This window comes from Rhodobacter aestuarii, assembly GCF_900156655.1.
Lineage (GTDB): Bacteria > Pseudomonadota > Alphaproteobacteria > Rhodobacterales > Rhodobacteraceae > Rhodobacter > Rhodobacter aestuarii.
In genome coordinates this window covers 1-25,969 of sequence record NZ_FTOG01000010.1, presented here as the reverse complement: position 1 = coordinate 25,969, position 25,969 = coordinate 1, and the positions used below count along the sequence as shown (strand labels likewise).

Annotated in this window: 29 protein-coding genes and 2 tRNA genes; 9 read left to right on the top strand and 22 right to left on the bottom strand. The window is 58.9% G+C overall.

Annotated features, from left to right (window positions below; translation table 11 throughout):
- Window positions 1-25 precede the first annotated feature (25 nt).
- From mtnA to BW967_RS14255, 3 genes are all read right to left on the bottom strand, one after another.
- Window positions 26-1,132, bottom strand: a complete 1,107-nt coding sequence (mtnA, locus tag BW967_RS14265) for an S-methyl-5-thioribose-1-phosphate isomerase (protein WP_076485770.1) — start codon at window positions 1,130-1,132, stop codon at window positions 26-28.
- 180 nt (window positions 1,133-1,312) lie between these two features.
- Window positions 1,313-2,050: a DUF6538 domain-containing protein gene (locus tag BW967_RS14260; protein ID WP_076485769.1), complete on the bottom strand. Its 738-nt coding sequence runs from the start codon at window positions 2,048-2,050 to the stop codon at window positions 1,313-1,315.
- Window positions 2,028-2,480 (bottom strand): hypothetical protein, encoded by a 453-nt coding sequence (locus BW967_RS14255; protein ID WP_217696385.1) that lies wholly within the window; start codon window positions 2,478-2,480, stop codon window positions 2,028-2,030. Before BW967_RS14255 ends, BW967_RS14260 begins: the two co-directional genes overlap by 23 nt.
- A gap of 42 nt (window positions 2,481-2,522) precedes the next feature.
- Here BW967_RS14255 and BW967_RS18750 point away from each other — a divergent pair, with 42 nt between their 5' ends.
- Window positions 2,523-2,690, top strand: coding sequence for a helix-turn-helix domain-containing protein (locus BW967_RS18750; protein WP_170952586.1), 168 nt, complete (start codon window positions 2,523-2,525; stop codon window positions 2,688-2,690).
- A gap of 259 nt (window positions 2,691-2,949) precedes the next feature.
- Window positions 2,950-3,909, top strand: a complete 960-nt coding sequence (gene speB, locus BW967_RS14250; RefSeq protein ID WP_076485768.1) for an agmatinase — start codon at window positions 2,950-2,952, stop codon at window positions 3,907-3,909.
- A 206-nt stretch (window positions 3,910-4,115) separates the two neighbouring features.
- Here the strand turns inward: speB and BW967_RS14245 are convergent, their stop codons facing one another.
- From BW967_RS14245 to BW967_RS14200, 10 genes are all read right to left on the bottom strand, one after another.
- Window positions 4,116-4,346, bottom strand: coding sequence for a helix-turn-helix transcriptional regulator (locus BW967_RS14245; protein ID WP_245826557.1), 231 nt, complete (start codon window positions 4,344-4,346; stop codon window positions 4,116-4,118).
- 220 nt (window positions 4,347-4,566) lie between these two features.
- A tRNA-Phe gene (locus tag BW967_RS14240) sits at window positions 4,567-4,642 on the bottom strand.
- 93 nt (window positions 4,643-4,735) lie between these two features.
- On the bottom strand, window positions 4,736-4,921 hold the full coding sequence (locus BW967_RS14235) for a DNA gyrase inhibitor YacG (protein WP_076485767.1): 186 nt from the start codon (window positions 4,919-4,921) through the stop codon (window positions 4,736-4,738).
- Window positions 4,918-5,958 (bottom strand): ribonuclease E/G, encoded by a 1,041-nt coding sequence (locus tag BW967_RS14230; protein ID WP_076485766.1) that lies wholly within the window; start codon window positions 5,956-5,958, stop codon window positions 4,918-4,920. The genes BW967_RS14235 and BW967_RS14230 overlap by 4 nt, the downstream gene beginning before the upstream one ends.
- Window positions 5,955-6,530 carry a Maf family protein gene (locus tag BW967_RS14225; RefSeq protein ID WP_076485765.1) on the bottom strand — a complete coding sequence of 192 codons (576 nt, stop codon included), beginning with the start codon at window positions 6,528-6,530 and terminating at the stop codon, window positions 5,955-5,957. Before BW967_RS14225 ends, BW967_RS14230 begins: the two co-directional genes overlap by 4 nt.
- On the bottom strand, window positions 6,527-6,745 hold the full coding sequence (infA, locus tag BW967_RS14220) for a translation initiation factor IF-1 (protein WP_055212580.1): 219 nt from the start codon (window positions 6,743-6,745) through the stop codon (window positions 6,527-6,529). Before infA ends, BW967_RS14225 begins: the two co-directional genes overlap by 4 nt.
- A gap of 78 nt (window positions 6,746-6,823) precedes the next feature.
- On the bottom strand, window positions 6,824-7,720 hold the full coding sequence (locus BW967_RS14215) for a carbon-nitrogen hydrolase family protein (protein WP_076485887.1): 897 nt from the start codon (window positions 7,718-7,720) through the stop codon (window positions 6,824-6,826).
- A 5-nt stretch (window positions 7,721-7,725) separates the two neighbouring features.
- A complete protein-coding gene (locus BW967_RS14210; protein WP_076485764.1) occupies window positions 7,726-8,307 on the bottom strand; it encodes a GNAT family N-acetyltransferase in 582 nt (193 codons plus the stop codon).
- Window positions 8,307-8,714 (bottom strand): ketosteroid isomerase-related protein, encoded by a 408-nt coding sequence (locus BW967_RS14205; protein WP_076485763.1) that lies wholly within the window; start codon window positions 8,712-8,714, stop codon window positions 8,307-8,309. Before BW967_RS14205 ends, BW967_RS14210 begins: the two co-directional genes overlap by 1 nt.
- Window positions 8,715-8,816: 102 nt before the next feature.
- Window positions 8,817-9,650: an NAD(P)H-binding protein gene (locus BW967_RS14200; protein ID WP_076485762.1), complete on the bottom strand. Its 834-nt coding sequence runs from the start codon at window positions 9,648-9,650 to the stop codon at window positions 8,817-8,819.
- Window positions 9,651-9,763: 113 nt separating this feature from the next.
- Here BW967_RS14200 and BW967_RS14195 point away from each other — a divergent pair, with 113 nt between their 5' ends.
- Window positions 9,764-10,138, top strand: coding sequence for a winged helix-turn-helix transcriptional regulator (locus BW967_RS14195; protein ID WP_108188644.1), 375 nt, complete (start codon window positions 9,764-9,766; stop codon window positions 10,136-10,138).
- Here BW967_RS14195 and BW967_RS14190 read toward each other — a convergent pair.
- The 7 genes from BW967_RS14190 to BW967_RS14160 all read right to left on the bottom strand — a co-directional run bounded on the left by BW967_RS14190 (window position 10,104) and on the right by BW967_RS14160 (window position 14,854).
- Entirely contained in the window at window positions 10,104-10,559 is a 456-nt protein-coding gene (locus BW967_RS14190) for an arsenate-mycothiol transferase ArsC (protein WP_076485760.1), read from the bottom strand. The genes BW967_RS14195 and BW967_RS14190 overlap by 35 nt on opposite strands.
- Window positions 10,559-11,038, bottom strand: coding sequence for a UPF0262 family protein (locus tag BW967_RS14185; RefSeq protein ID WP_076485759.1), 480 nt, complete (start codon window positions 11,036-11,038; stop codon window positions 10,559-10,561). The genes BW967_RS14190 and BW967_RS14185 overlap by 1 nt, the downstream gene beginning before the upstream one ends.
- Window positions 11,038-12,351, bottom strand: a complete 1,314-nt coding sequence (gene hisD / locus BW967_RS14180) for a histidinol dehydrogenase (RefSeq protein WP_076485886.1) — start codon at window positions 12,349-12,351, stop codon at window positions 11,038-11,040. Before hisD ends, BW967_RS14185 begins: the two co-directional genes overlap by 1 nt.
- 97 nt (window positions 12,352-12,448) lie before the next feature.
- Window positions 12,449-12,922, bottom strand: a complete 474-nt coding sequence (locus tag BW967_RS14175; protein ID WP_083952269.1) for a GNAT family N-acetyltransferase — start codon at window positions 12,920-12,922, stop codon at window positions 12,449-12,451.
- On the bottom strand, window positions 12,919-13,398 hold the full coding sequence (locus tag BW967_RS14170; RefSeq protein WP_076485758.1) for a DUF2948 family protein: 480 nt from the start codon (window positions 13,396-13,398) through the stop codon (window positions 12,919-12,921). The genes BW967_RS14175 and BW967_RS14170 overlap by 4 nt, the downstream gene beginning before the upstream one ends.
- Window positions 13,395-14,663: a UDP-N-acetylglucosamine 1-carboxyvinyltransferase gene (gene murA / locus BW967_RS14165; protein ID WP_076485757.1), complete on the bottom strand. Its 1,269-nt coding sequence runs from the start codon at window positions 14,661-14,663 to the stop codon at window positions 13,395-13,397. The genes BW967_RS14170 and murA overlap by 4 nt, the downstream gene beginning before the upstream one ends.
- Window positions 14,663-14,854 carry a hypothetical protein gene (locus BW967_RS14160; protein WP_076485756.1) on the bottom strand — a complete coding sequence of 64 codons (192 nt, stop codon included), beginning with the start codon at window positions 14,852-14,854 and terminating at the stop codon, window positions 14,663-14,665. Before BW967_RS14160 ends, murA begins: the two co-directional genes overlap by 1 nt.
- A gap of 113 nt (window positions 14,855-14,967) precedes the next feature.
- Here BW967_RS14160 and BW967_RS14155 point away from each other — a divergent pair.
- The 3 genes from BW967_RS14155 to BW967_RS14145 all read left to right on the top strand — a co-directional run bounded on the left by BW967_RS14155 (window position 14,968) and on the right by BW967_RS14145 (window position 18,492).
- A tRNA-Thr gene (locus BW967_RS14155) sits at window positions 14,968-15,042 on the top strand.
- Window positions 15,043-15,146: 104 nt separating this feature from the next.
- On the top strand, window positions 15,147-16,706 hold the full coding sequence (locus BW967_RS14150) for a site-specific integrase (protein ID WP_139327843.1): 1,560 nt from the start codon (window positions 15,147-15,149) through the stop codon (window positions 16,704-16,706).
- A gap of 1,111 nt (window positions 16,707-17,817) precedes the next feature.
- Window positions 17,818-18,492, top strand: coding sequence for a recombinase family protein (locus BW967_RS14145; protein ID WP_076485754.1), 675 nt, complete (start codon window positions 17,818-17,820; stop codon window positions 18,490-18,492).
- 431 nt (window positions 18,493-18,923) lie between these two features.
- Here the strand turns inward: BW967_RS14145 and BW967_RS14140 are convergent, their stop codons facing one another.
- The gene (locus BW967_RS14140; protein ID WP_076485753.1) at window positions 18,924-20,399 is read right to left on the bottom strand and encodes an ATP-dependent nuclease; all 1,476 of its coding nucleotides are present in this window, start codon (window positions 20,397-20,399) and stop codon (window positions 18,924-18,926) included.
- Between the two features lie 324 nt (window positions 20,400-20,723).
- On the opposite strand from BW967_RS14140, the gene BW967_RS14135 reads away from it, so the two are divergent.
- Complete coding sequence (locus BW967_RS14135; RefSeq protein WP_076485752.1) at window positions 20,724-21,833, top strand: HNH endonuclease; 1,110 nt, start codon at window positions 20,724-20,726, stop codon at window positions 21,831-21,833.
- A gap of 114 nt (window positions 21,834-21,947) precedes the next feature.
- On the opposite strand, the gene BW967_RS14130 is transcribed toward BW967_RS14135, so the two are convergent.
- Window positions 21,948-22,277: a hypothetical protein gene (locus tag BW967_RS14130; RefSeq protein ID WP_076485751.1), complete on the bottom strand. Its 330-nt coding sequence runs from the start codon at window positions 22,275-22,277 to the stop codon at window positions 21,948-21,950.
- A 698-nt stretch (window positions 22,278-22,975) separates the two neighbouring features.
- Here BW967_RS14130 and BW967_RS14125 point away from each other — a divergent pair.
- Window positions 22,976-24,520 carry a DUF6538 domain-containing protein gene (locus BW967_RS14125; RefSeq protein ID WP_076485750.1) on the top strand — a complete coding sequence of 515 codons (1,545 nt, stop codon included), beginning with the start codon at window positions 22,976-22,978 and terminating at the stop codon, window positions 24,518-24,520.
- A gap of 333 nt (window positions 24,521-24,853) precedes the next feature.
- On the top strand, window positions 24,854-25,729 hold the full coding sequence (locus BW967_RS14120; RefSeq protein WP_108188645.1) for a ParB/RepB/Spo0J family partition protein: 876 nt from the start codon (window positions 24,854-24,856) through the stop codon (window positions 25,727-25,729).
- The last annotated feature ends 240 nt before the right edge of the window (window positions 25,730-25,969 follow it).

Below are 25,969 nucleotides of genomic sequence, written 5' to 3'. Positions count from 1 at the left end.
GGCTGCCTGCCGGGCCATCGCTTGCTCAGCCAGCCAACATGGCCGATTTCAGATCAGAGAACATCTTCTCCATCTCGGCGGTGTCGGCGGGGCACAGACCACGCTCGGTCAAGAGCCCTGTCACCAGTTCGGCGGGCGTCACATCAAAGGCTGGGTTGCGCGCGGGCGTGCCATCGGGCGAGATTTGCACCAAGGCAATCTGACCATCCGCCCCACGGCCCTGCACCAAAGTGACCTCTTCTTGATTGCGCTCTTCGATCGGGATTTCCTTCACCCCATCATCCACGCGCCAATCAATCGTCGGCGAGGGAAGCGCTACATAGAACGGCACACCGTTCGCCTTGGCCGCAAGCGCCTTCAGATAGGTGCCGATCTTGTTGCAAACATCGCCGCGCGCGGTGGTACGGTCGGTGCCCACAATCACCATATCCACCTCGCCATGCTGCATGAAATGGCCACCGGCGTTATCCACCACCAAGGAATGCGGAATGCCGTGGTGATTGAGCTCCCAAGCGGTGAGTTGCGCGCCTTGGTTGCGGGGGCGCGTTTCATCCACAAACACATGCACCGGAATGCCCGCCTCATGCGCGTGATAGATGGGCGAGGTTGCTGTGCCCCAATCGACCGTGGCAAGCCAACCCGCGTTACAATGGGTCAGAATATTGACGGTTTGACCGGGCTTCTTGGCGGCAATCGCTTTGATGATCTCAAGCCCATGCAGGCCGATATTGCGGTTGATCTCCACATCTTCATCACAAATCTCTGCGGCGCGCTTGGCGGCGGCTTCGGCACGTTCGGCCGGGGCGAGCGGACGCAGCACACGCTCCATTTCATCCAAAGCCCAACGCAGGTTGATCGCCGTCGGGCGAGTTTCGTGCAGCACGTCCCAAGTTTCCGTCAGACCCGCATCGGACGGGTCTTCTTGCATCGCGACGGCCACGCCCCAAGCGGCCGCCGCCCCAATCAGCGGCGCGCCCCGCACCCACATATCGCGGATCGCCACAACAAAATCGGCGCGGGTTTTCAGCGGCACAATGCGCAATTCATGCGGCAGCCAACGCTGATCAATCACCTGCACCACGCCCGCGTCATCTTGCCAGATCGTGCGATAATGGGTTCCGTCGATCTTCATGCCTGCCTCCTGCGCCAATTTGGCGGCAGGATTTCCCCCACTCCGCCAAATGTCAAACAGGAATGACAATTGAGGGAGCGACAAAGCGGCGCCTGGGGCGCGCATGTGACAAGCACGCTTGGCGAGTTCCGCGAGCTTTGCCGTGCCGCTCAGCGGTGGGATCAGCGGGGAGGTTCGTCGCTAGAGGATACATCCAGCCAAGGCGCATGACCGCTTCCTTCGCAGCCTCCAAGGCATCGGCGCACAGAGGAACGGAGCGGACGGAGGTTCTCGTTTTGACGCGTCGGTCTTAACCAGCCAGCGTAGGTCATCGTCGAGGTGTTGGCATTCGCTTTGTACCTTACGCAAAGCGTCATCAGGCAAGGGGTTGCGGTCCTTCACGCCCGCCGAGCGGTCAAAATAGACCTTCCCGAACGGGTTGGTCATTATGACACCCAATTCACTCGCCACGAAGTTGATAATGGAGCGTACCGTCCCGAAGATCCGGCTGATACTGCTGCCCGTCAGACCACGTTCCATCAAAGAATCGCGGAAACGGTTCGCGTCGGCCTTGGTGTAGGCCATGAGGTCCTTGTCGCCGCAAACGTCGATGACGTAGCCGCAGGACCGTTCAGCCCCTCTGTGGAAGGTCACAGGGCGATCTTTGCCCTTAAGACGGAGATAGATCCCGACTGCCTCAGAGAGTTTTGCCGTGCCGCTCACGGGCTCAGGTGCCGCGCTCGGCTGAGTGGACGCCCCGACATTGCCAAGACGGAGCCGATGCATCCCCGGCAAGGCCGCATCCTGCGAGCGTAAGTGATACCAGTATTCATCCAGCTGATCGGCGGCGCGTCTGGCACGAGCGGCGGCAATTTTGGCTGATCTTGTTCGCAGCGAATAGGCGATTTTACACGTCTCATAGCCGGGCCAAGTCGGCATCCATGACAGTTTCCGGAGACCCCGTGTATCGCCCGGTAAGCGAGGTGGCAAAGAACCATCGCCCGATAAGCTTCTGAAGCACATGCTCAGGCACAGCATAGCGTTTTCGACCGAGCAGATAGAACGCATAGGCATAAAGGAGCGCATTGTTTGATGAAATCATCTCGGCGCTACGGAAACCCGCACCGACGATCGCGCTGAGAAACTGATGCCAGTTTGTCAGGTCTAGCACCTCGGCCTGCGCGGACTTCAGCACCTCGAACTGTGCGTCGCGCTTCGAAACGGTGAACTCGCCGGTCTCACCATCCTTGCCTCTGAGAATCTGATAAACGCTCTTGAGACGCCCACGACCGAAACCGTAAGCAATTGATACACGGAGTAGCTGGTCCGGGTCGGGGTCGATCAGGTGGTTGAAGGGCGATCCGCGCATGACCGCGCGAGGGCGGACCACCCTGCGGGGCATCTTTGGCAAATGACCGATCTCTTCATCACACCGATGGGACCACTGGGACAGTGGGACCAGCTTTCTGAAAACGAAAAGGCGTGGATCGAGTTCATCCGGGTGATCAGTGCGGGGCGCGATCCGAAGATCACACCAGAACGCGTGCGCAAGCTGCGTGAACTTCTGGACGCGGGATGAGGCGTCGGAGGGGTATCTCTGACCAGACTGACGCGAAACCAGTCCCACCTGGTCCCAGGGTTCGCGTCATTCATCTGCGCTCTTTCAGGGCAGTCCCGGCGCACATTGGCGGCAAACGCGCCACTTGCCCGCTCGGCTTGATCCTATCGGTGCTTTCATCAGTGGAGGAATTCTCCTCGCCCGCATAGCGTCTCAAACAAATGCTGTCACCGCCCCCACACGCGCCGGTGGCAGCCCGATAATGCAACAGGAGCCGAACATGCCCAGCCATCCCTTCTTTCATCCGGTTTCTGGCTTTGATCTGCCGCGATATGCGGGCGTGCCCACCTTTATGCGGCTGCCCTATGTGGCGCTTGATGATCCTCGGCTGAAAGAGGTGCAGATCGGTCTGATCGGGAGCCCGTGGGATTCTGGCACCACTAACCGCCCCGGCCCGCGTCACGGGCCACGGCAATTGCGCGATTGCTCCACCATGATCCGCGCGCAAAATGGCGCGACCGGGGTGCGCCCCTTTGAGGCGATAAATTGCGCCGATCTGGGCGACATTGCCCCCAACCCGGCCGATATCCATGATGCGATGGCACGGATCACCCGGTTCATGGAGGGGATCATGGCCCACGGCATCCGCCCGCTTACCGCCGGGGGTGATCACCTCAATTCGCTGCCGATCCTGCGCGCACTCGGCAAAGCGGCACCGCTTGGCATGATCCATTTCGACAGCCACACCGATCTGTTTCACAGCTATTTCGGCGGCAATATGTATACCCACGGCACGCCCTTCCGCCGCGCGATCGAGGAAAATCTGCTCGATCCCAAGCGGGTTGTGCAAATCGGCATTCGCGGCACGACCTATGACAGCGAGGACCGCGACTTTGCCGCCAGCGTTGGCGTGCGGGTGATCCCAATCGAAGAATTTCACCAGCGCGGTGTGGAAGACGTCATGGCCGAGGCGCGCGAGATCGTCGGCACGGCGCCCACCTACCTGTCTTATGACATCGACTTCATTGACCCGGCCTTCGCGCCTGGCACGGGCACGCCCGAGATTGGTGGGCCGAATTCCTACCAAGCCCTGCAGGTGGTCCGATTGCTTGATGGGGTCAACATCATCGGGGCCGATCTTGTCGAGGTGTCACCGCCTTTCGACCCAACGGGCGGGACCGCGTGGCTGGGGACTTCGGTGATGTTCGAAATCCTATGTCAAATGGCAAGCACGGCCTGACGCGGGCGCGAGGTCAATCCTAGGGTGAGGGTCTTCTGCCGCTAGGCACAACCTGCCTCACAGCATGGGACAACGGGACCAGCATTTCCGCGATTGGAGCGAAAGGATAAAGCGCGCACCGAGCGCTAAATGAGGGATGGGGCGCCGGAACGCTGGACCTCAGCCATTCCCTGGGGAGGGGCGCGAGCCCCTCGCTCACAGAGTGATCATTCGTTATGAGGAATGTTCAGGTGCGTTGCGAAGCACGCTTGCATATTCGCTTCGTGCTCGATCAGATCAGACAGTCGCCAGCGCGTGACGCCGGGACCGATTTTTCGCGCTTTCGGGAAGTCGCCGTTTCTTTTCCACCGATAAATCGTGTCAATGGAGACGCCGTAGCGCGCGGCAACTTCCTCGACCTTCAGATAGACTTCGTTTGCTAGCGACTGTGCGTTCAATGATCTTCTCCGGTGCTGCATTCGGTCGCGAGCGGGCTTCATCTCGGATTTCAGGGAAGGGTTGCGGCCTTCACCTTGCCAACCCCACGCATAGAATCTCCGCCTCGAAGCATCACATCAAGCGCACACGAAATGTAGCCCAGATGTAGCCCAGAACGAGGGCTACGCAATAGACCTGCAGCGGCTTCTTCAAAAGTTTATTTGTTTTCGGGGGTTTAAGTGGTGCCCAGAGCCGGAATCGAACCAGCGACACGCGGATTTTCAATCCGCTGCTCTACCAACTGAGCTATCTGGGCACCGGGCCGTTCCGGCGTTGGTGGGGGGTTACTAGACGAGGGCGCGGGGGCTGTCCAGAGGGTATTTGCGAATTTTTGCGTCGCGCGATCAGATCAGTGTCGCAGCCCGCCCGTGTCGTCGGGATCACGCTCCCGCGCGGGGTCATCTTCCTCAAGCGCTTGGCCCGGAATCACATAAGACCCATTGAGCCAGCGCGCCAAATCAATGTCGGCACAGCGCTTCGAACAGAAGGGACGATATTTCGGATCGGCGTCTTTGCCGCAGATCGGGCAGCTCATGCCGCGCCACCGATCAGCGTCGCCAGCGCCACCCGGTCGCGTTTGCGCACAAGCTCATACATGCCGAGCGGTGTCCACCCGGCCAAGCTGGTTTCCGCCGCTTCGCCCTTGAAGGCGGCGCGGAGTTGTTGCTCCAGCGTGGCACGGCCTTTTTTCGGCATCGGCGCAAAATCCACCACCACCTGCCCACCAAGGCCGCGCAGCCGCAACTGGCGCGGCAAATCCCGCGCGGCGGCGATATTGGCTTTTAGGCTCGCGGCGGGCGAGGTGTCATTGCCGGTATTGATATCCACGGCAATCAGCGCGCGGGTCGGCTCGATCATCATGTGCCCGCCACCCGGCAGCGCTACGCGCGGCGAGAGAACCGCGTCGATCGCCTCTAGCACGCCGTGGGCCTCAAACCCTTCGACCACTTCATCCGGCACCGGGTCGGCCCAGTCGCGCCATGCTTCTTCGTGGGGGCCGGGGGCATCCACCAGAAGCTCCGGCGCGCCTTCGCTATCACCCAAAACGGCTTCGGCCAAATCCCGCAAGCCTGCAAGGTCTTCGACGATCTCGCCCTCTTCGGTGCCTTCGCAAGCCGAGCGCAAGATCAGCCCCATATCGGAGCCTTCCATCACCACGCCTGCCAGCGCTTGAAGCCCGTCGCGGGTCTCTTCATCGCGGATCCGGCGCGAGACATTGAGCCCCGGCGCACCGGGGGTGACAATGCCGTAGCGGCCCTTGAACAAAAGCCGCAAGGTGACCGGCAGTGCTTTGCCGGGTTCTGTCCCGCCCGAGACTTGGCACAAAACGCTTTGCCCCGGCGAAAGCCCCTTGGCATCGCGCAGAAAGCCCTTTTCGTTGCCCGGAAGCTGCACGAAAACGCCGCCTTGGCCCTTCATCTGCCGCTCAACCTTGGCGCGACAGATCGCTCCGGGCGCCAAAGCCACCGCATCCGAGGCATCGACGATCAGGTCTTCAAGCCGCCCGTCGACCATCAAAGCGGCCGCCTCAAGCCCCTTTACCTCGCCAAGAACAACGACCCGGCCTTTCATGCGCTTTCTCCCATCGCGATGCCCGCCGATTGTAGCAAAAGAGCGGTTTCGGCCAAGGGCAGCCCCACAACCGCGCTGAACGAGCCTTGGATCCACGGCACAAAGGCGCCGCCCAACCCTTGGATCGCATAGCCGCCCGCCTTACCGCGCCATTCGCCGCTGGCAAGATAGCCGTTCACATCGGCATTCGAGAGCGGGCGGAATTTCACCACCGTATCCACCAGCCGCTCGCGCAGTCCCGTCGCGGAACGCACGGCAACAGCCGTTAGCACATGGTGGCGTCGGCCAGACAGCAGCCACAAAAACTCGGCCGCCTCTTTTTCATTTTCGGGTTTGCCCAAGATCCGGCGGCCACAGGTCACCGTGGTATCGGCGCAGATCACCACCTCATCGGCGGCGCAGGGCAGAATGGCCGCCTTTTCCCGCGCCATCCGCGCTACATAATCGCGCGGGCGCTCGCCCTTGGCGGGCGTTTCATCAATGTCGGGGGCACGTACCGCAGCGGGCTCTAGCCCCAATTGGGCCAGAAGCTCACGCCGACGGGGGCTGGCCGATCCTAAGATCAGCTTCACTTGAACCGGTAGTTGATGCGACCCTTCGTCAGGTCATAGGTGTTCATTTCCACCTGAACCCGGTCGCCAGCCAGAACACGGATGCGGTTTTTCCGCATCTTGCCTGCCATATGCGCGATGATCTCATGGCCGTTTTCCAGCTCGACCTTGAACGTCGCGTTCGGCAGGAGTTCCTTCACGACGCCGGGGAATTCGAGCATTTCTTCCTTGGCCATGGTCACTCCATTAGGGATACCCGCCGATCGCGGGCGCGCGATACATGCGCCCGGATCAGGAAAAATTCAAGCGCAATGTCAAGCCTTGCGGGGGTTTTCCATGACAAGGTGGACATGCGCAGCTTGCATAGGCTGTTCGGACCAATGGCGGAAGGTCAGCACCTCGCCGTCGGTGCGGGCTTTGACAACCGCTTCCAGATCAACCGTGGCGGTGACCCAACCGGGTTCGTCATAGCCCCCTTCGGCGATCACGCCCGTGTCGCACCAATTCACGTCAGCGGGGGCATAAAGCGCTGCAGCACCGTGATTTTCATCGACAGCAGGGCACCAAGCAGCCTGCCCCACAATCACCGACTGGACCGAGACGCATTGGTTTTCAAGCGCGCGGGCCTGTGCGCCGGTGCGAACGCGGTGGTAGCCCGCGCGCGTATCGGTGCAGCTTGGCACCAGAAGAAGCTCTGCCCCCGCCTCGCAAACCGCGCGCGCGAGCAGCGGAAATTCGCTGTCATAACAGATAAGCACTGCGATCCGCCCAAGCCCCGTGTCAAACAGGCGCAGCCCCTCAACTCCGGCATCAATGAACCAATCTTCACGCTCAAACCGCGTCATGATTGCCTTGTCTTGATGCCCAATCCGGCCTGAGGGGCCAAAAAGCGCCGCCCGATTGCGCCGCACCATCCCCTCGACCACCGGGCCAGAGGGAGCCAAGATATAAAGGCCAAATTCGATCGCGAGCCCTTCAAAAAGCCGTTCCATCGCATCGTGATGGCGCGCGACTTCGGCGACCGCGCGTTCCAAATCTGCCGCAACCTCGGCCCCGCCAAGCGAGGCAAGCTCCATCGCGCCATATTCGGGAAAAACCAGCAAATCGGCCTGTTTGAGCGCGGCACTTTGCACCCAAGCGCGAATTTTCGCCTCATAAGCGGCCCAATCCGCGAGCCAATCCAGAGGATAAGCCGCAGAAGCAATGGTGATGCGTCTCACAGCGGCTTCCCCCAAAATTGCAGCGCCTTTTCAGTTTGGGTGCTGTCGCCCAGATCGGTCCAGCGAAAATGCGCCACAACGCCCGGCATGGGGGCATAACCGCGCTTGCGCCAAAACGCATCGAGCGGGCGGTAGGTGGCGGGTTTGAGCGGATGATCGTCGGGCCGGATCACCGAGCAAAAGGCGGAATAGCTGCGCCCAAGCGCGCGGCCATGCGCCTCGCGCGCGTCAAAGAAAGCGTGGCCCAACCCGCGCCCGCGATAGTCTGGCAGCAGCACCGATTCGGCGCAGTAAAACACTTCTTCAAGCGTCAGCCCCGTCTCCGCAAAGGGCGCGGCGAAATCATCGGCATGGTCTTCGAGCGGCGTGCCAGTGGCCGCGCCGACCAGCCGCGCGCCATCAAAGGCCCCCACAACCACCGCGTTTTCAGAGTTTCGATAGCTTTCCAGATAGCGCCGCTCATAGTCGAGCGAGCCATCATAGATATAGGGCCAATCGCGAAACACCGCGATGCGCAGCGCCGCGACATCGTCGAGCGCGGCATCCAAAGCGGGGCCAGTGAGAACCCGAACCTCCATCAGCTGACCTGACGGATCCAGTCCGCCAAGTTGTAATAGGTGGTCACGCGGGAAATGCGCCCGTCGCGCAAGGTAAAAAAGGTGCCTGCGGGCAGCACATAGGTTTGCCCCTTTGCCTCGGGCAGGCCTTCGTCAGTTGCCAAATAGGCCCCGTTCACAACGAACTCGGCGGCCGCGCGGGTGCCTGCATCATTCGCCATCACCACCACATCGGTGAGGGTTTCCCGGTAGCAATGGGTCATATGCGCGTTAAATTCGCGGAATTTCTCGACCCCACGGCGGATTTTACCCTCGTTGACGTGATGCTCAAAATCTTCGGTCACAAGCGCTTCCATCGCGGTGGTATCGCCGCGATTGAAAGCGTCGAAATAGCTGGAAATGGTGGCAAGGGCGACGGCACGGGGCATTGGGAAACCTCTCTGACTTTGGGGCAAATTGGCATGCCGCCCCGGTGTCGTCAAACCGCAGAACCGGCAAGACGGTGCTCAAAACCGTCTTGCCGTCGCTCTTCAGGCCAGCGCCGCGCGGATCGTTTCCGCGATCGGCGTCGTTGGGCGACCAATCAGGCTGGAAAGCGTGTGGCTGTCATCAAAGAGGCCCGCAGCACTGCCCGCCCGTTCATCCGATTGCGCGAGCGTTTCCGCAAAGGACGTCGGCACACCAAACCCTTCAAGCGCTTTGGCGTATTCCGCTTCGGGCAGGTTGACGAATTTGACCGGTTTGCCGGATTGGGCCGCAACCTCGGCGGCAAATTCCGCCATCGTGAAGGCGGTATCGCCCGCAAGCTCATAGGTTTTGCCCGCATGCGCCGCATCAAGCGCCGCGACCGCGGCCGCTTCGGCATAATCCGCGCGTGCCGCCGTGGCGAGTTTGCCATCCCCGGCCGCCCCAATCACTGCTCCATGTTCAATGGCCGCCCCCAATGCGCCGGTCAGGTTTTCGCTATACCAGCCATTGCGCAGAAGCGTGTATTGCAGCCCGCTTTCTTTTAGCGCGGCTTCGGTCGCGATGTGGTCTGCCGCCAAAAGCGTGAGCGGCGAGGCATCGCCCTTCAGCACAGAGGTATAGACCACGCGCGTTACGCCCGCCTCTTTTGCGGCGGCAATGGCGCGTTTGTGTTGGCCGGCACGGTCATTGAAATCATTCGACGAAATCAGCACCAGTACCTCAACCCCGGCAAGGGCGGCGGCATCGGGGGCGTTGTAATCAAACGTGCGCGCCTCATATCCGGTTACCTTTTCCGGGCTCCGCGCAAGGGCCACGGGGGCGGCGCCGCGCGCTTTGAGTGCAACAAGAACAAGTTGGCCCAATTGGCCGGTGGCGGCGGTCACAGCAATGGTCATGACGATCTCCTTTATCATTTGCTTGCCACAGATAGTCACGCAAGCTAACAAAAGGTAAGTACCCACATATATGTAAGTATGCCTTACCCATGCACAGGAAAGGTGCAGAGACGATGCGGAACTTTTCACGGGGCGATGTTTTCGCCGCCGCCTGCCCCTCGCGGCAGATTTTGCAGCATGTAACCTCGCGTTGGGGCGGGCTGGTGCTGATTGCTTTGCGCGAGGAAACACTGCGCTTTGCGCAATTGCGCCGCCGGATTGATGGCATTTCCGAGCGGATGCTGGCGCAGACCCTGCAGGTGCTTGAAGGCGACGGTCTGATTTTGCGCAAAGATTATGGCGAGGTGCCGCCACGCGTGGATTACACTCTCACCCCGGCAGGGCGCGAAATCTCTGCCCGCGTCTTTGCGCTGAGCGATTGGATTGAGAAAAATCTGCCCGAGCTGCTGGCGCTTACGCCGGATGCGGCGCCCCAAACCGTTCAATGATGTGATCGCGGATTTGGTCGCGAGTCTGGCGGTAATAGCCCAACCGCACGTCGCGCCCCTCGCCCAGGCCGGTCGGGTCCATGATCATCCAGTGTTCAACCTCAATGTGGTAGAACCGCGTTAGATCGAGCGCTTGGTGATAGGAGGCGGGCGAGAGCGCGACGATCAGGTCAAACCCGCTCAGATCATCGCCCATCTCGCGCAATTCATGGAAGCTGCGCGCCTGATGCCGCTCTAAGTCCACGCCAATTTCCGCACAAACCGCAATCGCGAACCCATCTGTATCAAGGTCCGCCTTCACCCCCACCGATTGAACATAAACCTCGCGGCCATAGAATTTTTTCATCATCCCTTCGGCCATCGGCGAGCGCGTGGCATTGTGATCGCAGCAAAACAGGACCGAATGGGGAAGGCTGGCCATCAGCTTACCGGGGTCAGAACGCAGACAAGGGTGAAGAGCCGCCGCGCGGTATCGATGTCGATCTCGGCTTTGCCCTCAAGGCGCTCTTGCAGCACCCGCGCCCCTTCGTTGTGAATGCCCCGGCGCGCCATATCAATCGCTTCGATCTGGCTCGGCGGCAGTTTCTTGACCGCCTCAAAATAGCTTTCACAAATCTGGAAGTAGTCCTTCACCACCTGCTTGAACGGACCAAAGCTGAGGTGGAACTCAGTCACCTTCTCGCCGTTTTCAAGGCATGTATCAAAGACAAGCCGCCCATCGCGCACCGCCAAAGTCAGTGCGTAGGGGCCGGGCGGGGCGGTTTGCCCGTCGCGCCCCGGCAGCGTCCAGCTATTGTCTTCGAGCAGGTCAAAAATCGCCACGCGGCGTTCTTGTTCAATTTGCGGCGTCGGCGCAGGCAGGCCGGAATCATCCAGATCGATGCGAGAGATACGGTTCATCAGGCCCCCCCATCATTGAGCGCATCAAGCCGCGCGCGGACCGATAGCCCGTGCGCCTCAAGACTTTCCGAAATCGCCAGCGTCTCCGCCGCCGGGCCGATGGCCCGCAAGGCCTCGGGCGTCATTTTCGCCAAAGTGGTGCGCTTAAGGAAATCCAGCACCGACAGGCCCGAGGAGAACCGCGCCGAGCGGGCGGTGGGCAAAACGTGGTTCGGCCCGCCAACGTAATCGCCAATCGCTTCGGGCGTCCAAGTGCCCAAGAAAATCGCGCCGGCATGGGTGATTTGCGCCGAAAGCGCCTCGGGGTCTTCTACGCAGAGTTCGAGGTGTTCAGGCGCAACGCGGTTTGACAGCATTGCCGCCTCGGCCAGATCGCGGGTGACGATAACGGTGCCAAAATCGCGCCACGACGGGCCCGCAATCTCGCGCCGCTCCAGCGTTTCAAGGCGCTTTTCCACCGCTTTGGTCACGGCCTGGGCAAAATCCGCATCGGGCGTCAGGATCAGCGCTTGGGCGGATTGGTCATGTTCGGCTTGGCTCAAAAGATCAATCGCCACCCAATCGGGGTTGGCCGTGCTATCGGCAATCACCAAAATTTCCGACGGACCCGCGATCATATCAATGCCCACGCGGCCAAAAACGCGCCGCTTCGCCGCCGCCACAAAAGCGTTGCCCGGCCCGGTGATTTTATCAACCGGGGCAATCGTATCGGTGCCATAGGCAAGCGCGGCCACCGCCTGCGCGCCGCCAATGCGATAAACCGCATCCACGCCAGAAAGCTCTGCTGCGAGCAGCACCAGCGGGTTCACGGCGCCATCGGGCGTCGGACAGACAACCACCAGGCGTTCCACCCCCGCGACTTTCGCCGGGATCGCATTCATCAAAACGGAAGACGGGTAGGAGGCCAAACCGCCCGGCACGTAAAGCCCCGCTGCCGAAACAGGCGACCAACGCCAGCCAAGCTCGGCGCCGTTTTCTTCCGTCCAGCGCTCTTCCATCACCGGCATTTGCCGCAGGTGATAGGCGCGAATCCGCTCAGCTGCGAGTTCAAGCGCCGCGCGTTCCTCGGCACTGACCTTCGCCACCTCTGCCGTGATTTCTTCGCGGGAAAAAGCCATCGTTTGCGGGCTGAGCGCCAGCCGATCAAATTTCGCGGTATAGTCGATCACCGCCGCATCACCACGGTCGCGCACATCGGCAATAATCGCCGCCACGGTGGCATCGACATCGGGGCTGTCTTCGCGCTTCATCCCCAAAAGGGCGGTGAAACGGGTCTCGAAATCGGCGTCGGTCGTGGCAAGAAAATGCGGCATCTCGGGCTCCTTGTTCCGTTCCGGGATAGAGCGTTGCAAGGCGCGGAGCAAGGGTTGGCCCATCCTTGCCCCCGGATTTCAACGCGCGCGAAACGCCTCAGGCCAGCGCCTTTTGCAAAGCGTGCCCCAAAAGCGCGCCACCACTGGCCGCCGGGTCAGCTGTCCAGCCCTGAGAGAGGTAAAATCCGCGCGCGGTATTGGTGGCGGTGAGCCGCCCCTCCGTGCGGCCAAGCGCCCGCAACTCCGCCTCCAAAGCCGCCAAAAGTGTGCGCGCGTGGCCCTTGCCCTGCTGTGCGGGGTCGACAAACAATAGGCTAATCCGCCCGCGCCCCTCGGGCTGATCGCGCCAATCGAGCCCACCAACCGCCGCCAGCCCCGCCGCTTGCGTAACGAAAAGGCGCTGTGCCGGGTCTTTGATCCGCGCGGCAAGGGCTGCGCTGTCATTCGCGGCAATCCACGGCCGCATCCGGTTTGGCTGGCCGTGGTGATCGGCGTGGCACAGATCACGGATCGCTGCCGCAATCAGCGCGGCCATCGCAGGCAAATCTTCCGCTGTTGCGGGGCGGATCATTCCGGGTGCTGCGGCGCTTGCCCCGAAACGGCCCCGTAAGGCCGGGTCACATCGCGCAGATCAAGCGCCAAACATTCCACCTCAGCCGCCAAGGCGCCATCGCCCGCCAGCACCAAAACCACGCGCCCCGCGCCCTCTTCCCCGGGCTCAAACGCGATATCGAGCACCGACAGCACCAAATCAGAATCGCGCCGGTCAAAGCCTTGCGAGGCGACTTTGAGCACATCGGAAATCACAAACAGCGCCTGAACCCGCTCATAAGCGCGCCCTTCCGCCTCGGCCCGCGCCTTATCTTCCCAACGGAAGCGGTTGAGCAGCATCGAAAGCCGCCGCGCTTTGGGCTCATAGCGGATTTCAGACACAGGCAGCACCGCATCTTGCACCAAAGCCGCCATCACGGCCAAATCCTCGGCACTTTCGGCGCGCAGGTTCAGCGGCGCCTCACCGCCATCGGCAAAACGTGCATCCCGGCTCATGACTCTTTCACCCGTTCAATATGCGCCCCCACGGCGCGAAGCTTGTCTTCGACCCGTTCATAGCCGCGATCAAGGTGGTAGACGCGGCTCACCACGGTTTCCCCCTCTGCGGCCAAACCCGCCAGAATCAGCGAGACCGAAGCGCGCAGATCGGTGGCCATCACCGGTGCGCCTTTAAGTTTTTCGACCCCATGCACCGTGGCATGACCGCCATGAACCTCGATCTTCGCGCCCATCCGCATCAATTCGGGGGCATGCATGAAGCGATTCTCAAAGATTCGCTCTTCCAGCACCGATGTCCCCTCGGCAGTGCACAACAGCGCCATCATCTGCGCTTGCAAATCGGTCGGGAAGCCGGGGAAGGGTTCGGTCACCACGTCAACGGCCCTGATCCGCCCGTTTTTGCGCTTCACCTTCAGCCCGCGCGCGGTTTCCTCCACCGAAATCCCGGCGGCATCCAGTTTTTCGCAAAAGCTTTCGACAAGCGCGATTCGCCCGCCCAAACATTCCACCTCGCCGCCGCAAATCGCGGGCGCCAGCATATAGGTGCCCAGTTCGATCCGATCGGTCACCACCGGATGGGTCGCGCCATGCAGCCGGTCCACGCCCTCAATCACAATGTCCGAGGTGCCTTCGCCCTCGATCTGTGCGCCCATCGCCCGTAGGCATTGCGCCAGATCAACAATTTCAGGCTCGCGCGCGGCGTTTTTGAGCACCGATGTACCCTTGGCCAAAACCGCCGCCATCAAGAAGTTTTCGGTCGCGCCGACAGAGGCAAAGCGCATCTCATGCACCGCGCCTTTCAGCCCACCTTTCGCTTGCGCGTGCAGGTAGCCGTCTTTGAGTTCAATCTCGGCCCCAAGCGCGGTCAGCGCATCAATGTGAATATCCATTGGGCGCGCGCCAATCGCACAGCCCCCGGGCAAGGATACAACCGCATGGCCCAGTCGCGCCAAAAGCGGCCCGAGCACAAGGTTTGAGGCGCGCATTTTGCGCACGATGTCATAATCGGCGACCGGGTTAATCTCGCCATGGCAGGAGGTGGCGAGCACCTTGCCATCTTGCAGCGCTGTCACCTCGGCCCCGAGCGAGGCCAAAAGCTGCGTCATCGTGCGAATGTCAGACAGCCGTGGCGCATTGGTCAGCGTCAGCGGCTCTTCGCTCAAAAGCGTTGCCGGCATCAGCGCAAGGCAGGCGTTCTTTGCCCCGGCAATCGGAATTTGCCCATTCAGCGGCCCGTTGCCGCGCACCAAGATGCTATCCACTACTGGTTTCCTTCCGAGCCGCTTTCGGCTTCATTTTCCACACCACCCGCCGCCGCGTCGCGTTGCCGCGCCTGTGCTTTGCGCCGCATCAGGTTTGCACGCAATTGCGCCGCAAGCCTTTCTTCACGGCTTTGCGGGGCGGCTGTGCGGGCATTTTTGCCTTGCGGGGTTGGGGTCGTGTCCTCTGTCATGGCCTTTCTCTAGCCGCCCGAATGAAATGTGTCGAGAGAGCGTGCGAATTTGCGCTTGCAAGCCTTCGCGATGTCGTCTACATCGCCGCCACGGTCGATGAAGGCCGAAGGGTGCTGCAGTAGCTCAGTGGTAGAGCACTCCCTTGGTAAGGGAGAGGTCGAGAGTTCAATCCTCTCTTGCAGCACCATTTTGTTTTCCTTGGAATCAAAAACTTAGCCTTTTCGGGCGTTTATGCCCATTGCACTGTACCAACTCTTGTACCAAGACTGCATTGGTACAACGGGGGCTAGCATGGCATTGGCAAAGGTTGCAGGCACCAAGATACGCGGTGGCACCTATCACCTGAATATCTCGATTCCGCCGGAAATCCGCCACTTGCATAAAGGCCGGGCGCTACTGACTGGCACGCTCAAGACGGCGGACCCGAAGGTCGCGGCGAATGAAGTCATTCGTGCCCGTGCCCAACTACTCGAGCAAGTGGAAGAAACGGCACGCAGTGCGGACGTGAACGCGCGCCTTGCGGAACTGCCGCCGGATCAACGGGCGCTCTATGACCGCGCTGGTGGGCTAGAAGGCCTTCTCGAGGCCTTTCAGAGCACACAGACCGCGCGCGCCTTTCTTGCGGCGGGTGACCTGTCCACCATGACGGATACCGAGGAATTTCCGCCCGACCCGCTGGAAATTGAACTGGCAGCCGCAGAGCACCGGGCGGCGTCAGCCGCCCTTGAGGGGATTGCACGGCGCGAGGCCAAGACGCTGCGCTCGTTGGGAGAGAAAGTAGAGGTGCCGGGCGGCGACCTTTCGGGGGTTGCTGAACTGGCTGAGGCCTTTATTCGCGCCAAGGAGTACACCATCCAGAACGCCGAAAGCGTACGATACACCGTCCGCCGATGGATCGAATTTCATGGGGACCAACCGCTAGCCAAACTGAGCAGGGCGCATCTAGCAGAGTTTGACGACGCCGCCCGCGACCTTCCAGTCGCCCGCGAATGGCTCAAGAAGCCCATGCGCACAGCCGTTGCTGCTGCCCAAAAGGGGAACCTTGACCGGGTAAGCTACAAGGTCCGTGAACGACTGATCAATCACCTAAAGGCCCTGTCCGCTTTTGCATTGAATAAGGGGGCGCTGACTGTGGACCCTTGGGTTGGATACAAAATCGACAAGCCGAAGGGAAAAATCGCAGAGGCAAGCACGCAAAAGCGCAAGGGCTTCCCTCCCGAACAAGTGAAGGCTATTCTGGCCTACGTTGCCGCGACCACTCACGCGGACACCGCCGACCACTGGCTTCCTATGCTGTCAGCTTATTCAGGCGCGCGCCGGGAAGAACTTGGGCAACTGCTCGTGGAAGATGTTCTAACCGGCGGCGATATCCCGGCCCTTCGGATCACCGATGAAGATGAAGTGCAGAAAGTTAAGAACGAGCATTCCTTGCGCGTTATACCTGTTCCGCCGGTCTGTATCGAAAGGGGCTTCTTGGACTTTGTCGCGCGCCGCCGTCAGGCGGGCGGGGCTATGCTTTTCCTTGAAGAGTACACCGACAAGCGCCACCAAAAGACCTTGCGCGAAATGACCCCGGACTCACGCGGGCGGCTGACAGAGATTTACGGTGGGCGCTTCTCTCGCAAAGTCCTCGCGCCACTTGGGATCAAGACCAAAGGCCAAGGGTTTCATGCTCTGAGGCATAGCTGGACCGATGCGGCGCGGCGCGCGAAGATCGACCCTGAAATCAGGCGGCTGATCGCGGGGCGGCTCGACGGGGAAGACGCTACGGAAGCCAGATATGGGAGCAGCGACCTTTTGACCGAAAAGCTGGAAGCGCTGAAGCAAGTTGCAAAATTCGTAGAAGCATGAGGCGAATTCAAGCTTACCTATCGGATCAATCAGTTCAAAAGCACTTGCCTCGAACGCCGCGATGAGCGAACGCGTCAGCGAACATTCCCTCACGAAAAACGCTCACGAAACCTCACGCCGACGTTACCGTAAGCACAGATTTACCGCCTACATGCGCGCAAATAGCTGGTTTTAAACGATAAAAAGCTGGAAGGGGCGTGTGTGTTGGAAATTTTTCTCAAGTACATTTTGGAGGCGCGTTTGGCCTGTTAACCTGTTGTTTTTAAACGATTAGTGAAACGAATCGGGGTGGCGTGCTGGGGCGCTTTTTTCCTACACCCGCACAAGGCGTTGAAATCGCTTAAAAATTCTGGATCAGTGTAGCAAATGTAGAGGAATGGGGGGTCTGGGCCTTATATATAAAAAGAAAATATTTTTCACACGCACGCACGGAGCGCGAAAAGTAGGGGGTCGCTTTTTCGAGTGGCCCCTTAGCGGGGGAGCGTAAAAAATATTTCTTTTTCTCCTGTATAAGGATGGACTTTATCTACATTATCTACATTACCTACATTTTCCCCCTAAAAACAACCACTTACGACGATGTAGGAAATTGACGTCATTTTCCCCTTCGAACACCCCTTGAGATGCCGTCGTAAAATCCTTGCAAATCATAGGCTTACATGAATGTAGACCCCTTATTCTCTACTTGCACCTCATCCGGTGCCTGTCGTGAAGGCTTCGCCCCTTTCCCCTGCCTGTCGTAAAGGCTTCCGCTTTTCTTAGCCCGGTTCCGTTTTTCCCCACCCCTGTCGTTAGCTCCGCCCCGCGTCAGCGGGCGCGGGCGCGCGATCTATTTTCCCGCGCCCCCGCACCTATCGTAATCTCGTACGCACCAGATCGGCAGGCACAGCTCGCTCTCCCAAGTGCCCTTAAGTCGCCGCGCAGCCGCGCGAGAGCAACTTTCCCCCGGGCAATTGCTACACTTGGCCTAAAGGCGAGCCACCAAACTTCGCCAACAATGGAAATTGGTTGTTCATGATTCCAGTTGCCGAACAAGATAGACGCAGCAGTGAAGCCGATATACAAACTGACCTAACGGGCGTTTCGCCAGTTTGTATTGGAGGGATTCGCTGTGAAAATCGTCACCTATACTCGCGTTTCCACCGACCGGCAGGGGCGCAGCGGGCTTGGGCTGGAAGCTCAGGAAGCCGCGATTGCCGCCTATGCAGCCGCTAACGCGGCCCAGATCGTCGGCGCGTTCACCGAAGTGGAGTCGGGCCGGAACAACGCCCGCCCGCAACTGCGAGCCGCCCTCAAGTTGGCCCGCGTGACCGGCGCTAAGCTGGTGATTGCGAAGTTGGACCGACTGAGCCGGAATGCCGCTTTCCTTCTAAATTTACAGGAGTCGGGCGTGGACTTCGTGGCCTGCGACAGCCCCACCGCCACCCCCCTGACCATTGGCATTCTCGCCCTTGTGGCGCAGGATGAAGCCCGCGCTATCAGCGAACGCACCAAAGCCGCGCTGAAAGCCGCTAAGGCCCGTGGGCAGGTCTTGGGCAACCCGAACGGGGCAGAAGCCCTGCGCCGTGCAGGCAAGGGTAATGGGGCTTCCTGTGAGGCACAGAAGGCAGCCGCGCTGACGCGCGCCCACGATCTCGCGGACGTGCTGCAAGACGTGGAAGCTCAGGGTCACGCTACCCTTGCAGCTATCGCGGCGGAACTGAATCGGCGCGGCATCAAGACGGCTCGGGGCGGGATGTGGCACGCATCTAGCGTGGCGAATGTGCGGCGCAGGCTGACGGTCTGATAGTCCGCGTCAGCGAGCTTCTCCAGCTAAACATCACATGGACACGTTCTTCCATGCTCAGGGACCCAAAGGGGGGCTATGGGGTGGGGCCGAGAAGCGGTGCAGTAGCCGTTAGCGAGTTGCAGAACGCGCTCCATTCACAATGTTACATTTGCGACATGCAATTTAATGCGTTGCATAGTGTCGGTTATGGCGGGGAAGCGGCCCGTGACCTTGCAGTATTGCAACTGCGGAAACCGGCGACAGCCGCTGTTCGCGACGCGCCGGTTGCGGAATTTGCTATCCGTTCGCAAGCCCTTATCGTACGAGCTGATAGCGGTCCACTAGGCTCACGAGGCACATGGAACCTTGCCTGTAACGTAGTCGAACCAAAATCTGACAACATATGAAACAATTAATCCACTAACAGTTTCACTATTGTTCAGATTTTCTCAGGGCTTGGCCTTCTCTAACGCGGAAGTCAGACTGGCCCTGAACTTTGAGAAGTCGATTACCGAAGGTAGATCGGTGGCAAGTTTTTCGATAAATACTTCTTCCGAGATTCCTCTTGATTTTAGGTCTTTGAGCAATCTGGCGTAGAATTTCTTGCTTTCAGATGTCGTTCCATTTGGGTAATCTTTAACGTGCTCCGCAGATAACTCTGAAATCGATTTGATCGTGAAATACTTGTCTCCGATCATTGTCTTCGCTGACTTGTTCGCGCCCCTCACGCAAACATCAAGTAAAAACTTCTCAACACTATCTACCGGAAGGAACATCTTGCGCAGCGTCTTGTAAGTCTCAGGAATTAAATCTTTTACATCGCCATCAATCACACTAAATATTTGCCGATCAAGACCAAGAACATTTCCTGCGAGTAGATCCCTGTGCAGTCGCAACACGTTCTCCCAGCCGCCAGCAGGAACAATATGAATTAATCTGCTTTTTGAGAGGTTGTTTTTTTCTATTGCCTGCTGAACTATAATTTTAGCAAGGATATCCTCGACTAAAATTAAAGTATCGAATCCATCATGCTTATAAACATCACGGATAACGTAGCTGGGATATGCAGGGTTAACCGCAGAGACCTTTCCGTTGTCGTTTTCAATTTTGTAAATGCGTTTTGGCTCAATCCTGCGAATAACCTCCGGGGAGTGAGAGGTAAGAATGACCATCAAGTTTTCACTTAAATCAGCGAGTTCATTTATTGTCTCGAGAAATCTATAAACCGCAATTGGGTGCAGTGCGACCTCAATTTCGTCAATCAAAGCAAGAATTAGCTCATTTTTGGGCAGGGATCGGCGAACAATGGCGTTATAAACAAAATGTAGAAGTGTAATGAGCAGGCATTCGCCTGAACTCATTCTATATTGGCTTACGATCTTCCCATTAATTTCGTTGAAATACGGCGTATTTATTAGCCCCAAGCCCTTTGCAATATCCCTGTTCTTGAGGCGCTTTAGGTTTGCGTATTTCCCGAGAGCGCCGTGCAGGATGTAGCTCAACTTGTCTTTGACATAGTCATCCGCATCAACAATATCGCCCTTACTCAAGTCGCCGGATTTTAGAAGGTTGTCCACGAGGCGTGAATCGTGAAACCTTGATCCGTAGAACAGGCTTCCTTCATACATACCGTTAATTCTAAGCCTTCGGCCATCATTTGCCCACCAGCCTTTTTGGGGGTCAGGCGACCATACACGTTTATCACCAGAGATCGATATCGTTACCTCGGAGGACTGGTCAAAATCATCGTCGTCCAACTGTCGTAGGGAACCCCGCATGAATGCTTGAGAAAGCGCTAATAGTAAAGTGCTTTTACCTGAACCATTGCCGCCAACGATCACACTCGTTCCTTTAACGAGCGGAAATTCTAAAAACGCGTTCTCAACATTCTTCAGACGCTTCACTTCGATCGATATGGTATCCATACTTGACTACCTCACCTTATTCACGGGTCTTGCTAAATGAGTAGCGATTGAAAAGGCCAAGGTCCATAGCAGTCTAGCGATTGGATGATCTAGCCCATTAACGTGTAACTTGGTCCTTCCGTCCGTGTCGCGGTTTCTTGGCGCGACGCTGTGCAGGGTAAAGGGGCAGCGATGCGCCTTGCCCCATCAAGACACCACGATCGAATGACCGCTTAGTCTGCAGACCCCGGGAGGGCTGATCGCCCGCACTGGGCCGCTTCCGAGCGTTCGCCATTTCTGTCATGCTGGGCTTCAAGCGACACGGACGCTAGGGGAGCGCGCATCATGATCTATTGCATCTCAGAGTTTGGCTCGGAGGGGCATTTGGATGCAAAGATCGAACTCGATGGATCCGACGTCCTCCTGCAAAGCCGGGGTGGAGCGACCGGCGGACGAGCCGCGCGAAATACAGACTATGAGAAAGCCCTCCAGACTATAATAGAACGACTGTACGCGGACGAGCACACGATTGATGCCGTATTTCTCGACAGCAGGGTTGCTCGGAAAAAGCCCGAAGAAAAACGTCTGCTAGCGAATGCTGCGGAACTTAACGGCATGTCGGACGAAGCTGTAGTGGCACTAGTCCGACGGAGAGCAAGTCGATGGGGGCAAGCGCCCGGTACGCGAGGTGGCAATTCTACGAAGGCGTTGCGTATTCGTGTGCGGAACCTTGATCAGTCGGGCTTGCGGTCCGCTTTGGTGCTCATGAAATGGGAGACCGCGCGCACGCGCAGACGTGGTCTGAGGCCGCTGGCGGCGGAAGAACAGAGAAAGGTAAGCATCCACAATGTCGAAAACGCGGTAGCCCGCCTGTTGACCGGCGAAGACGCCCCGAATTTTTCGGGTTCTAAGGACTACGATGTAGTCGCAAAAGACGGGACGCTCCTCGCTCCCAAAAAGGTTTTCGGGCTCGCGCTGGAGGAAGCGCTCGGCATCGAGACATTCCCGGAGCATTTCAAAGCGGGATGGAAACAGCCTTGCTTTCAGATAATCCAAGCAGCAGGATTTGAGATCGTCGAAAAAGGCTTTGTTGGGCCTAATCCTGACGAATTGCACGAAGAGCTTTCCGATATTCCACTAGACGAAGCGGACCGATCGGCGCAGGAAGGCGACGTCAGACTTGTGATGCATTTTCGCCGAGAGCGAGCACGTGGGTTGTCAGAAAGGAAGAAGGCTGCATTCATCCGGGAACACGGCCGTCTCTATTGCGAGCGCTGCAACATGGACCCGGTCGCGGTATACGGAATAAATGGGGACGCCTGTATCGAGGTGCATCACGCGCACGTCCAAGTGAAGGACATGCGTGAAGGCCACCAAACCAACTTGGAAGAGCTGCAGTGTCTTTGCGCTAACTGCCATAGGATCACTCACAGGGAACTTGCTTCGCAGAGCTGAACATCGCCGACGGCGCCGTCGTTGCTGCCGTCAGCGAGTTTTCCTAGGTGAGCATCCGCGCCATTCAGCCCAGATTTTTTCTGCGGCGGCTGACTTCTTCGGATGTCATCCGAGCTAGTCGAACAGCATCGTCCCGCTGATCCCGTTGTCGAGCTTGTACGTAATGTTCGAGAACTGTGTTCGAGGATCAGTTTCCACCGTTGCCGTCCCCGACCGAGCCATGCCGACGCATTGAAGCGGAACCGTTTGCCTAGTCACATGTCGAGCATCCTTGGCATTGACCATACCCGCGCATTTCCAAGCGTTCCCATACACGGCAAAGCTGAGCCGCATGACCCCCGGTTCATTTGTGGGCAGAAGCGCACCGTAGGTGTTGGGGTTTACAACCCCACAAGCCGCCGAAACACCGACCAAGGCCAAAACAGCAAGCGACGAAAGTCTCATGTGAAATTCTCCTCTTAGATGAAGCGGACATAGAAATCAGTTTGGGCCGAATTAAGGCGTTTAAACGAGAAAATGGATCGCCGGTCTTTTCGTTCGACGAGGTCTCGGCGATCCCAGCCCGTCTCGGCGGGACAGGATCGCCAGAGCATCAGTCCTGCCAATGCTCGTCGAGAGACAGAGTATCAATGCGGAGTTGACCGTGGAAAGCCTGCCGGTGAAGGTGCTCGGATAATCTGACGCGTGACAAAGAACTCGGTCTCACCCACGGCCTAAGCCTTATCGATCACCGGGCACAGCCGCTCATTTATACTAATACTATACAGGTCAATCGAGAGCAAAACAGTGCGGACAGTCAAGGTGTCGGACTTCTTTGGGCGTGCCATAGGTGAGTTCTTCGGACGTCATCCTAGCTAACTCCTAGATAACCATGTGCCATTTTCAATCACCGTGATCGCCTGCTGACGCAGGTATCGATTCGTTGGTATTTTGTACCAATGCCTGCACCACGGGACTGTACCAACGCGAATTCTCCGTATGCACTTTTTCTATTTTATATCGGTATGTTATGCGAAATTTTGAGAGCAGACGACGAAAATTCAATCCTCTCTTGCAGCACCATATTTTCTTCTTACATGTCAAGAAGTTGGCTGCTATCAAGGGCTTAAGTTGAATTCGGTTCTACACCGAGGTTCTACACAATGGTCCTTCCGATGAGTCGTCCGCACAAGAACCCCAAGACTGGTGTCTACTACTTCCGGCAACGTACGCCCTCCGACTTGGTGGCGGTTTTCGGCAAAACGGAAGTCAGCAAATCCCTCGGAACGAAAGACCCGGAGGAGGCGAAAGTCCGCCACGCCCTGGCAGCCCAGGAGCAATCGAAGGCTTGGAACAGGCTCCGCAAGCGCCCTGAGCCGCTGCCCCATCGCCAAATCGTGGCCCTGAGCGGTGAAGCCTATAGGGACAGCATGGCGGCACTCGAAAAGGAACCAGGTGAAGTCACGATTTGGGAACGCGTTATCGAGTTGCAGAACAAGAAGGCCGCGACCCCAGAAGGCCTTGAACAATGGTACGGCCTCGAAGCGGACAAGTTGCTCGAAGCGCACGGCTTGGTCACTGACGACTACAGCCGCTCCCGCCTGATAGCGGAGTTGCACCGCTCCGGGATGCAATGGGCCGAGCAGCAGCGTAAGCGCGCCGCTGGCGATTACAGCCCCGACCCGGAGGCGAACCGCTTTCCTCCCTTGAACCTGCCCGAGACGACACCTCCCAAAGGGACCGCCAAAGGCCCCCGATTGAGCGATTTGTTTGAAGCATGGGCGAGAGACCATTTGGCGGACGGGAAAAGCCCCCGCACCGTCCTCGACTTCCGCAAGAAGATCGAGAAATTGGTTTCTTATCTCGGCCACGACAACGCCGCTGAAATCACCCCCGAGAACATCGCTGATTGGTGTGATCACCTGCGCCACAAGGAAAACATTGGTGCCCGTACGGTCAGCCAGAAGTATCTCGCTGTGGCGAAGCTGGTCTTCGCGGTCGCGGTTGAAAAGCGGAAGCTGAAAGAAAACCCCGCGCAGGCAATCAAGGTGCGCTTCTCCAAGCCCACGAAATCGCGCCCTAAAGGGTTCACCGATGAAGAGGCAAAGGCCATCCTCCGGGCAGCGTTGCGTGACCCTGAAAGCCTTGGGCAGCGTACCACCGAGAACAAGCGCGCCATCCGCTGGATACCCTGGATTTGCGCCTTCACGGGGGCGCGGGTCACCGAGATTGCCCAGCTACGCACGAATGACCTGATCGAAGAGCATGGCGTCCTCTGCCTGCGCATCACGCCCGATGCAGGTTCTGTCAAGGCGCGTAAGTATAGGCTTGCACCCATCCACCCGCAGCTCCTCGAACAAGGGCTGCACAAAATGATGCAAGGTCTTCCGGCGGGGCCGATCTTCTACTCCACCGCCCCCATTCGTGGCAAAGCCGCCGACCCTGTGGAGCGAGCGCAGAGCGCAGGCGCTAAGGTGGGCCAATGGGTGCGCGAAGTTGTCGGCATCACAGACCCAGAAGTCCAGCCGAACCATGCCTGGCGGCACCGCTTCAAGACCGTTGGCCGTGACACGGGAATGGACCTCGAAGTCCGTGACGCCATCCAGGGGCACTCCGACGGGCGCGCTGCGAGCGACTATGGCGAGGTCACGATCAAGGCCATGTGGCAGGCGATATGGGCGCTGCCGCACTACGATCTAAACGACTGACGCGGCCTAGCACTGACGCAGGGTGTCCAAATAAGACACGTCAGGCTGGACAGACGGGGCCGCTTTCGGTTCCCGTAGCGGTGCCTGGTGGCTTTAACAGATTGCCCGTCCCCTCGAAGACAATCAGCCAAAGACTTTGCCCTAGGACCAGCACAGCGCACCGTAGCGCCACTGGGTCTGCTGACCTCGCAGGCGGCGGCCCGCCGACAACAGGCCTACAGTCCACCTTGTCGGGCGGCATCGGGCCGACTTTGCCAGATCGAAGATGACCTTCGCCTCTCGCCTTTTCGACGTGGGTCTGGTTTCTAGGCGTTGCCATCAAGGAAATAACCCATGACTTCCCAAGCATTTATGCCCGCTGTCGCCGCCGCCCTCGAAGGCGCAGAACTCCCGGAGCGTTTTGTCCTGCCGCAGGATATCACGGTCGACGAGACTTTTTGCCTGCGCGACCTCCGCAGCAATCAGACCCATCTGCGCTCCCTGGTCCAGTTGCTGCGCACCCTTGGCGATCTTGACCCGATATTGCTGTGGCAAGAGATTGACGCCGGGGGCAAGGCCACGGGCCGCTTGGTCCTCCTCGACGGGCACCATCGGCTGGACGCCTACGCCAGCGTGAAGGGCCGCCGCGCGCTGATACCAGCCAAAATCCTGAATGGGGACCGTAGCGATGCCCTCCTGGCGGCGATAGCGGCCAACAGTCGGGAGAACCTGCCGCTGACCAAAGACGAGCGGATGAACGCGGCCTGGCAGTTGGTGCGGCTCCCTGGCAAGCGGCTGTCGGTGCCGAAAGTGTCGAAGGCGGCGGGCGTCGGCACAGCCAGCGTTGACCGGATGCGCAAGCGGTGGCGGGTCATGCAGATCGAGGGCAAGACCCCAAGCGGCGTTTGGTGGAAAGACCGCCGAGATAATGCGCCCGACATCGACGACCGCCCCGAGTTGACCGATGCCGAGCGCCTGGCCGAGATCGAACGGCTGTCCAAGGCGATATCGGAGGCGCTCGAACGGATGCCTTGGAAGGATGAGGCGTTGGCCGCTCAGGCCCTGCAACGCGCCATTGGAAGCCATAAGCTGCGCTCGATGATGGAATACCTGTATGGTGAAGTCGACGAGTTCAGCGAAGATGCTGACGAGATGGAAAAGGTGATGGACGCCCTCGGCGGCTCTGTCACAACGGCAGATGAACACCAAGCCGACGACGTCGGGTTCTGAGACCCCGCAATCACATCAGCTATAGATCACGTCAATGACGTGGTTTGGTCGCGCTGGTGGCCTCTGCTGCCTAGGCCTCATTCATGTCATCGGCCAGCCCTTCGCCGCCATAGCATCGCCACAGGTAGCCCTAGCTGCGAGCTATGGACCACTGATCAGCCCCGCTAGAGCAGCTTGGCCTGTCTGCCTGTGCCGCTCCTGGGTCAGCCTATGCGCGCTGATGGAGCGTTGCTGACGCCC

Excerpts from the sequence above, each read along its gene's own strand:
- BW967_RS14150 (WP_139327843.1), top strand. The coding sequence starts at position 15,147 with ATGGCATTGGCAAAGGTTGCAGGCACCAAGATACGCGGTGGCACCTAT.
- BW967_RS14130 (WP_076485751.1), bottom strand. The coding sequence starts at position 22,277 with ATGAGACTTTCGTCGCTTGCTGTTTTGGCCTTGGTCGGTGTTTCGGCG.
- BW967_RS14125 (WP_076485750.1), top strand. The coding sequence starts at position 22,976 with ATGGTCCTTCCGATGAGTCGTCCGCACAAGAACCCCAAGACTGGTGTC.
- BW967_RS18750 (WP_170952586.1), top strand. The coding sequence starts at position 2,523 with ATGACCGATCTCTTCATCACACCGATGGGACCACTGGGACAGTGGGAC.
- speB (WP_076485768.1), top strand. The coding sequence starts at position 2,950 with ATGCCCAGCCATCCCTTCTTTCATCCGGTTTCTGGCTTTGATCTGCCG.
- BW967_RS14160 (WP_076485756.1), bottom strand. The coding sequence starts at position 14,854 with ATGACAGAGGACACGACCCCAACCCCGCAAGGCAAAAATGCCCGCACA.
- BW967_RS14175 (WP_083952269.1), bottom strand. The coding sequence starts at position 12,922 with ATGATCCGCCCCGCAACAGCGGAAGATTTGCCTGCGATGGCCGCGCTG.
- BW967_RS14170 (WP_076485758.1), bottom strand. The coding sequence starts at position 13,398 with ATGAGCCGGGATGCACGTTTTGCCGATGGCGGTGAGGCGCCGCTGAAC.
- BW967_RS14195 (WP_108188644.1), top strand. The coding sequence starts at position 9,764 with ATGCGGAACTTTTCACGGGGCGATGTTTTCGCCGCCGCCTGCCCCTCG.
- BW967_RS14255 (WP_217696385.1), bottom strand. The coding sequence starts at position 2,480 with ATGCGCGGATCGCCCTTCAACCACCTGATCGACCCCGACCCGGACCAG.
- mtnA (WP_076485770.1), bottom strand. The coding sequence starts at position 1,132 with ATGAAGATCGACGGAACCCATTATCGCACGATCTGGCAAGATGACGCG.
- BW967_RS14140 (WP_076485753.1), bottom strand. The coding sequence starts at position 20,399 with ATGGATACCATATCGATCGAAGTGAAGCGTCTGAAGAATGTTGAGAAC.
- BW967_RS14200 (WP_076485762.1), bottom strand. The coding sequence starts at position 9,650 with ATGACCATTGCTGTGACCGCCGCCACCGGCCAATTGGGCCAACTTGTT.
- BW967_RS14210 (WP_076485764.1), bottom strand. The coding sequence starts at position 8,307 with ATGGAGGTTCGGGTTCTCACTGGCCCCGCTTTGGATGCCGCGCTCGAC.
- infA (WP_055212580.1), bottom strand. The coding sequence starts at position 6,745 with ATGGCCAAGGAAGAAATGCTCGAATTCCCCGGCGTCGTGAAGGAACTC.
- BW967_RS14205 (WP_076485763.1), bottom strand. The coding sequence starts at position 8,714 with ATGCCCCGTGCCGTCGCCCTTGCCACCATTTCCAGCTATTTCGACGCT.
- hisD (WP_076485886.1), bottom strand. The coding sequence starts at position 12,351 with ATGCCGCATTTTCTTGCCACGACCGACGCCGATTTCGAGACCCGTTTC.
- BW967_RS14230 (WP_076485766.1), bottom strand. The coding sequence starts at position 5,958 with ATGAAAGGCCGGGTCGTTGTTCTTGGCGAGGTAAAGGGGCTTGAGGCG.
- BW967_RS14185 (WP_076485759.1), bottom strand. The coding sequence starts at position 11,038 with ATGAACCGTATCTCTCGCATCGATCTGGATGATTCCGGCCTGCCTGCG.
- BW967_RS14135 (WP_076485752.1), top strand. The coding sequence starts at position 20,724 with ATGATCTATTGCATCTCAGAGTTTGGCTCGGAGGGGCATTTGGATGCA.
- BW967_RS14235 (WP_076485767.1), bottom strand. The coding sequence starts at position 4,921 with ATGAGCTGCCCGATCTGCGGCAAAGACGCCGATCCGAAATATCGTCCC.
- BW967_RS14260 (WP_076485769.1), bottom strand. The coding sequence starts at position 2,050 with ATGCCGACTTGGCCCGGCTATGAGACGTGTAAAATCGCCTATTCGCTG.
- BW967_RS14120 (WP_108188645.1), top strand. The coding sequence starts at position 24,854 with ATGACTTCCCAAGCATTTATGCCCGCTGTCGCCGCCGCCCTCGAAGGC.
- BW967_RS14190 (WP_076485760.1), bottom strand. The coding sequence starts at position 10,559 with ATGGCCAGCCTTCCCCATTCGGTCCTGTTTTGCTGCGATCACAATGCC.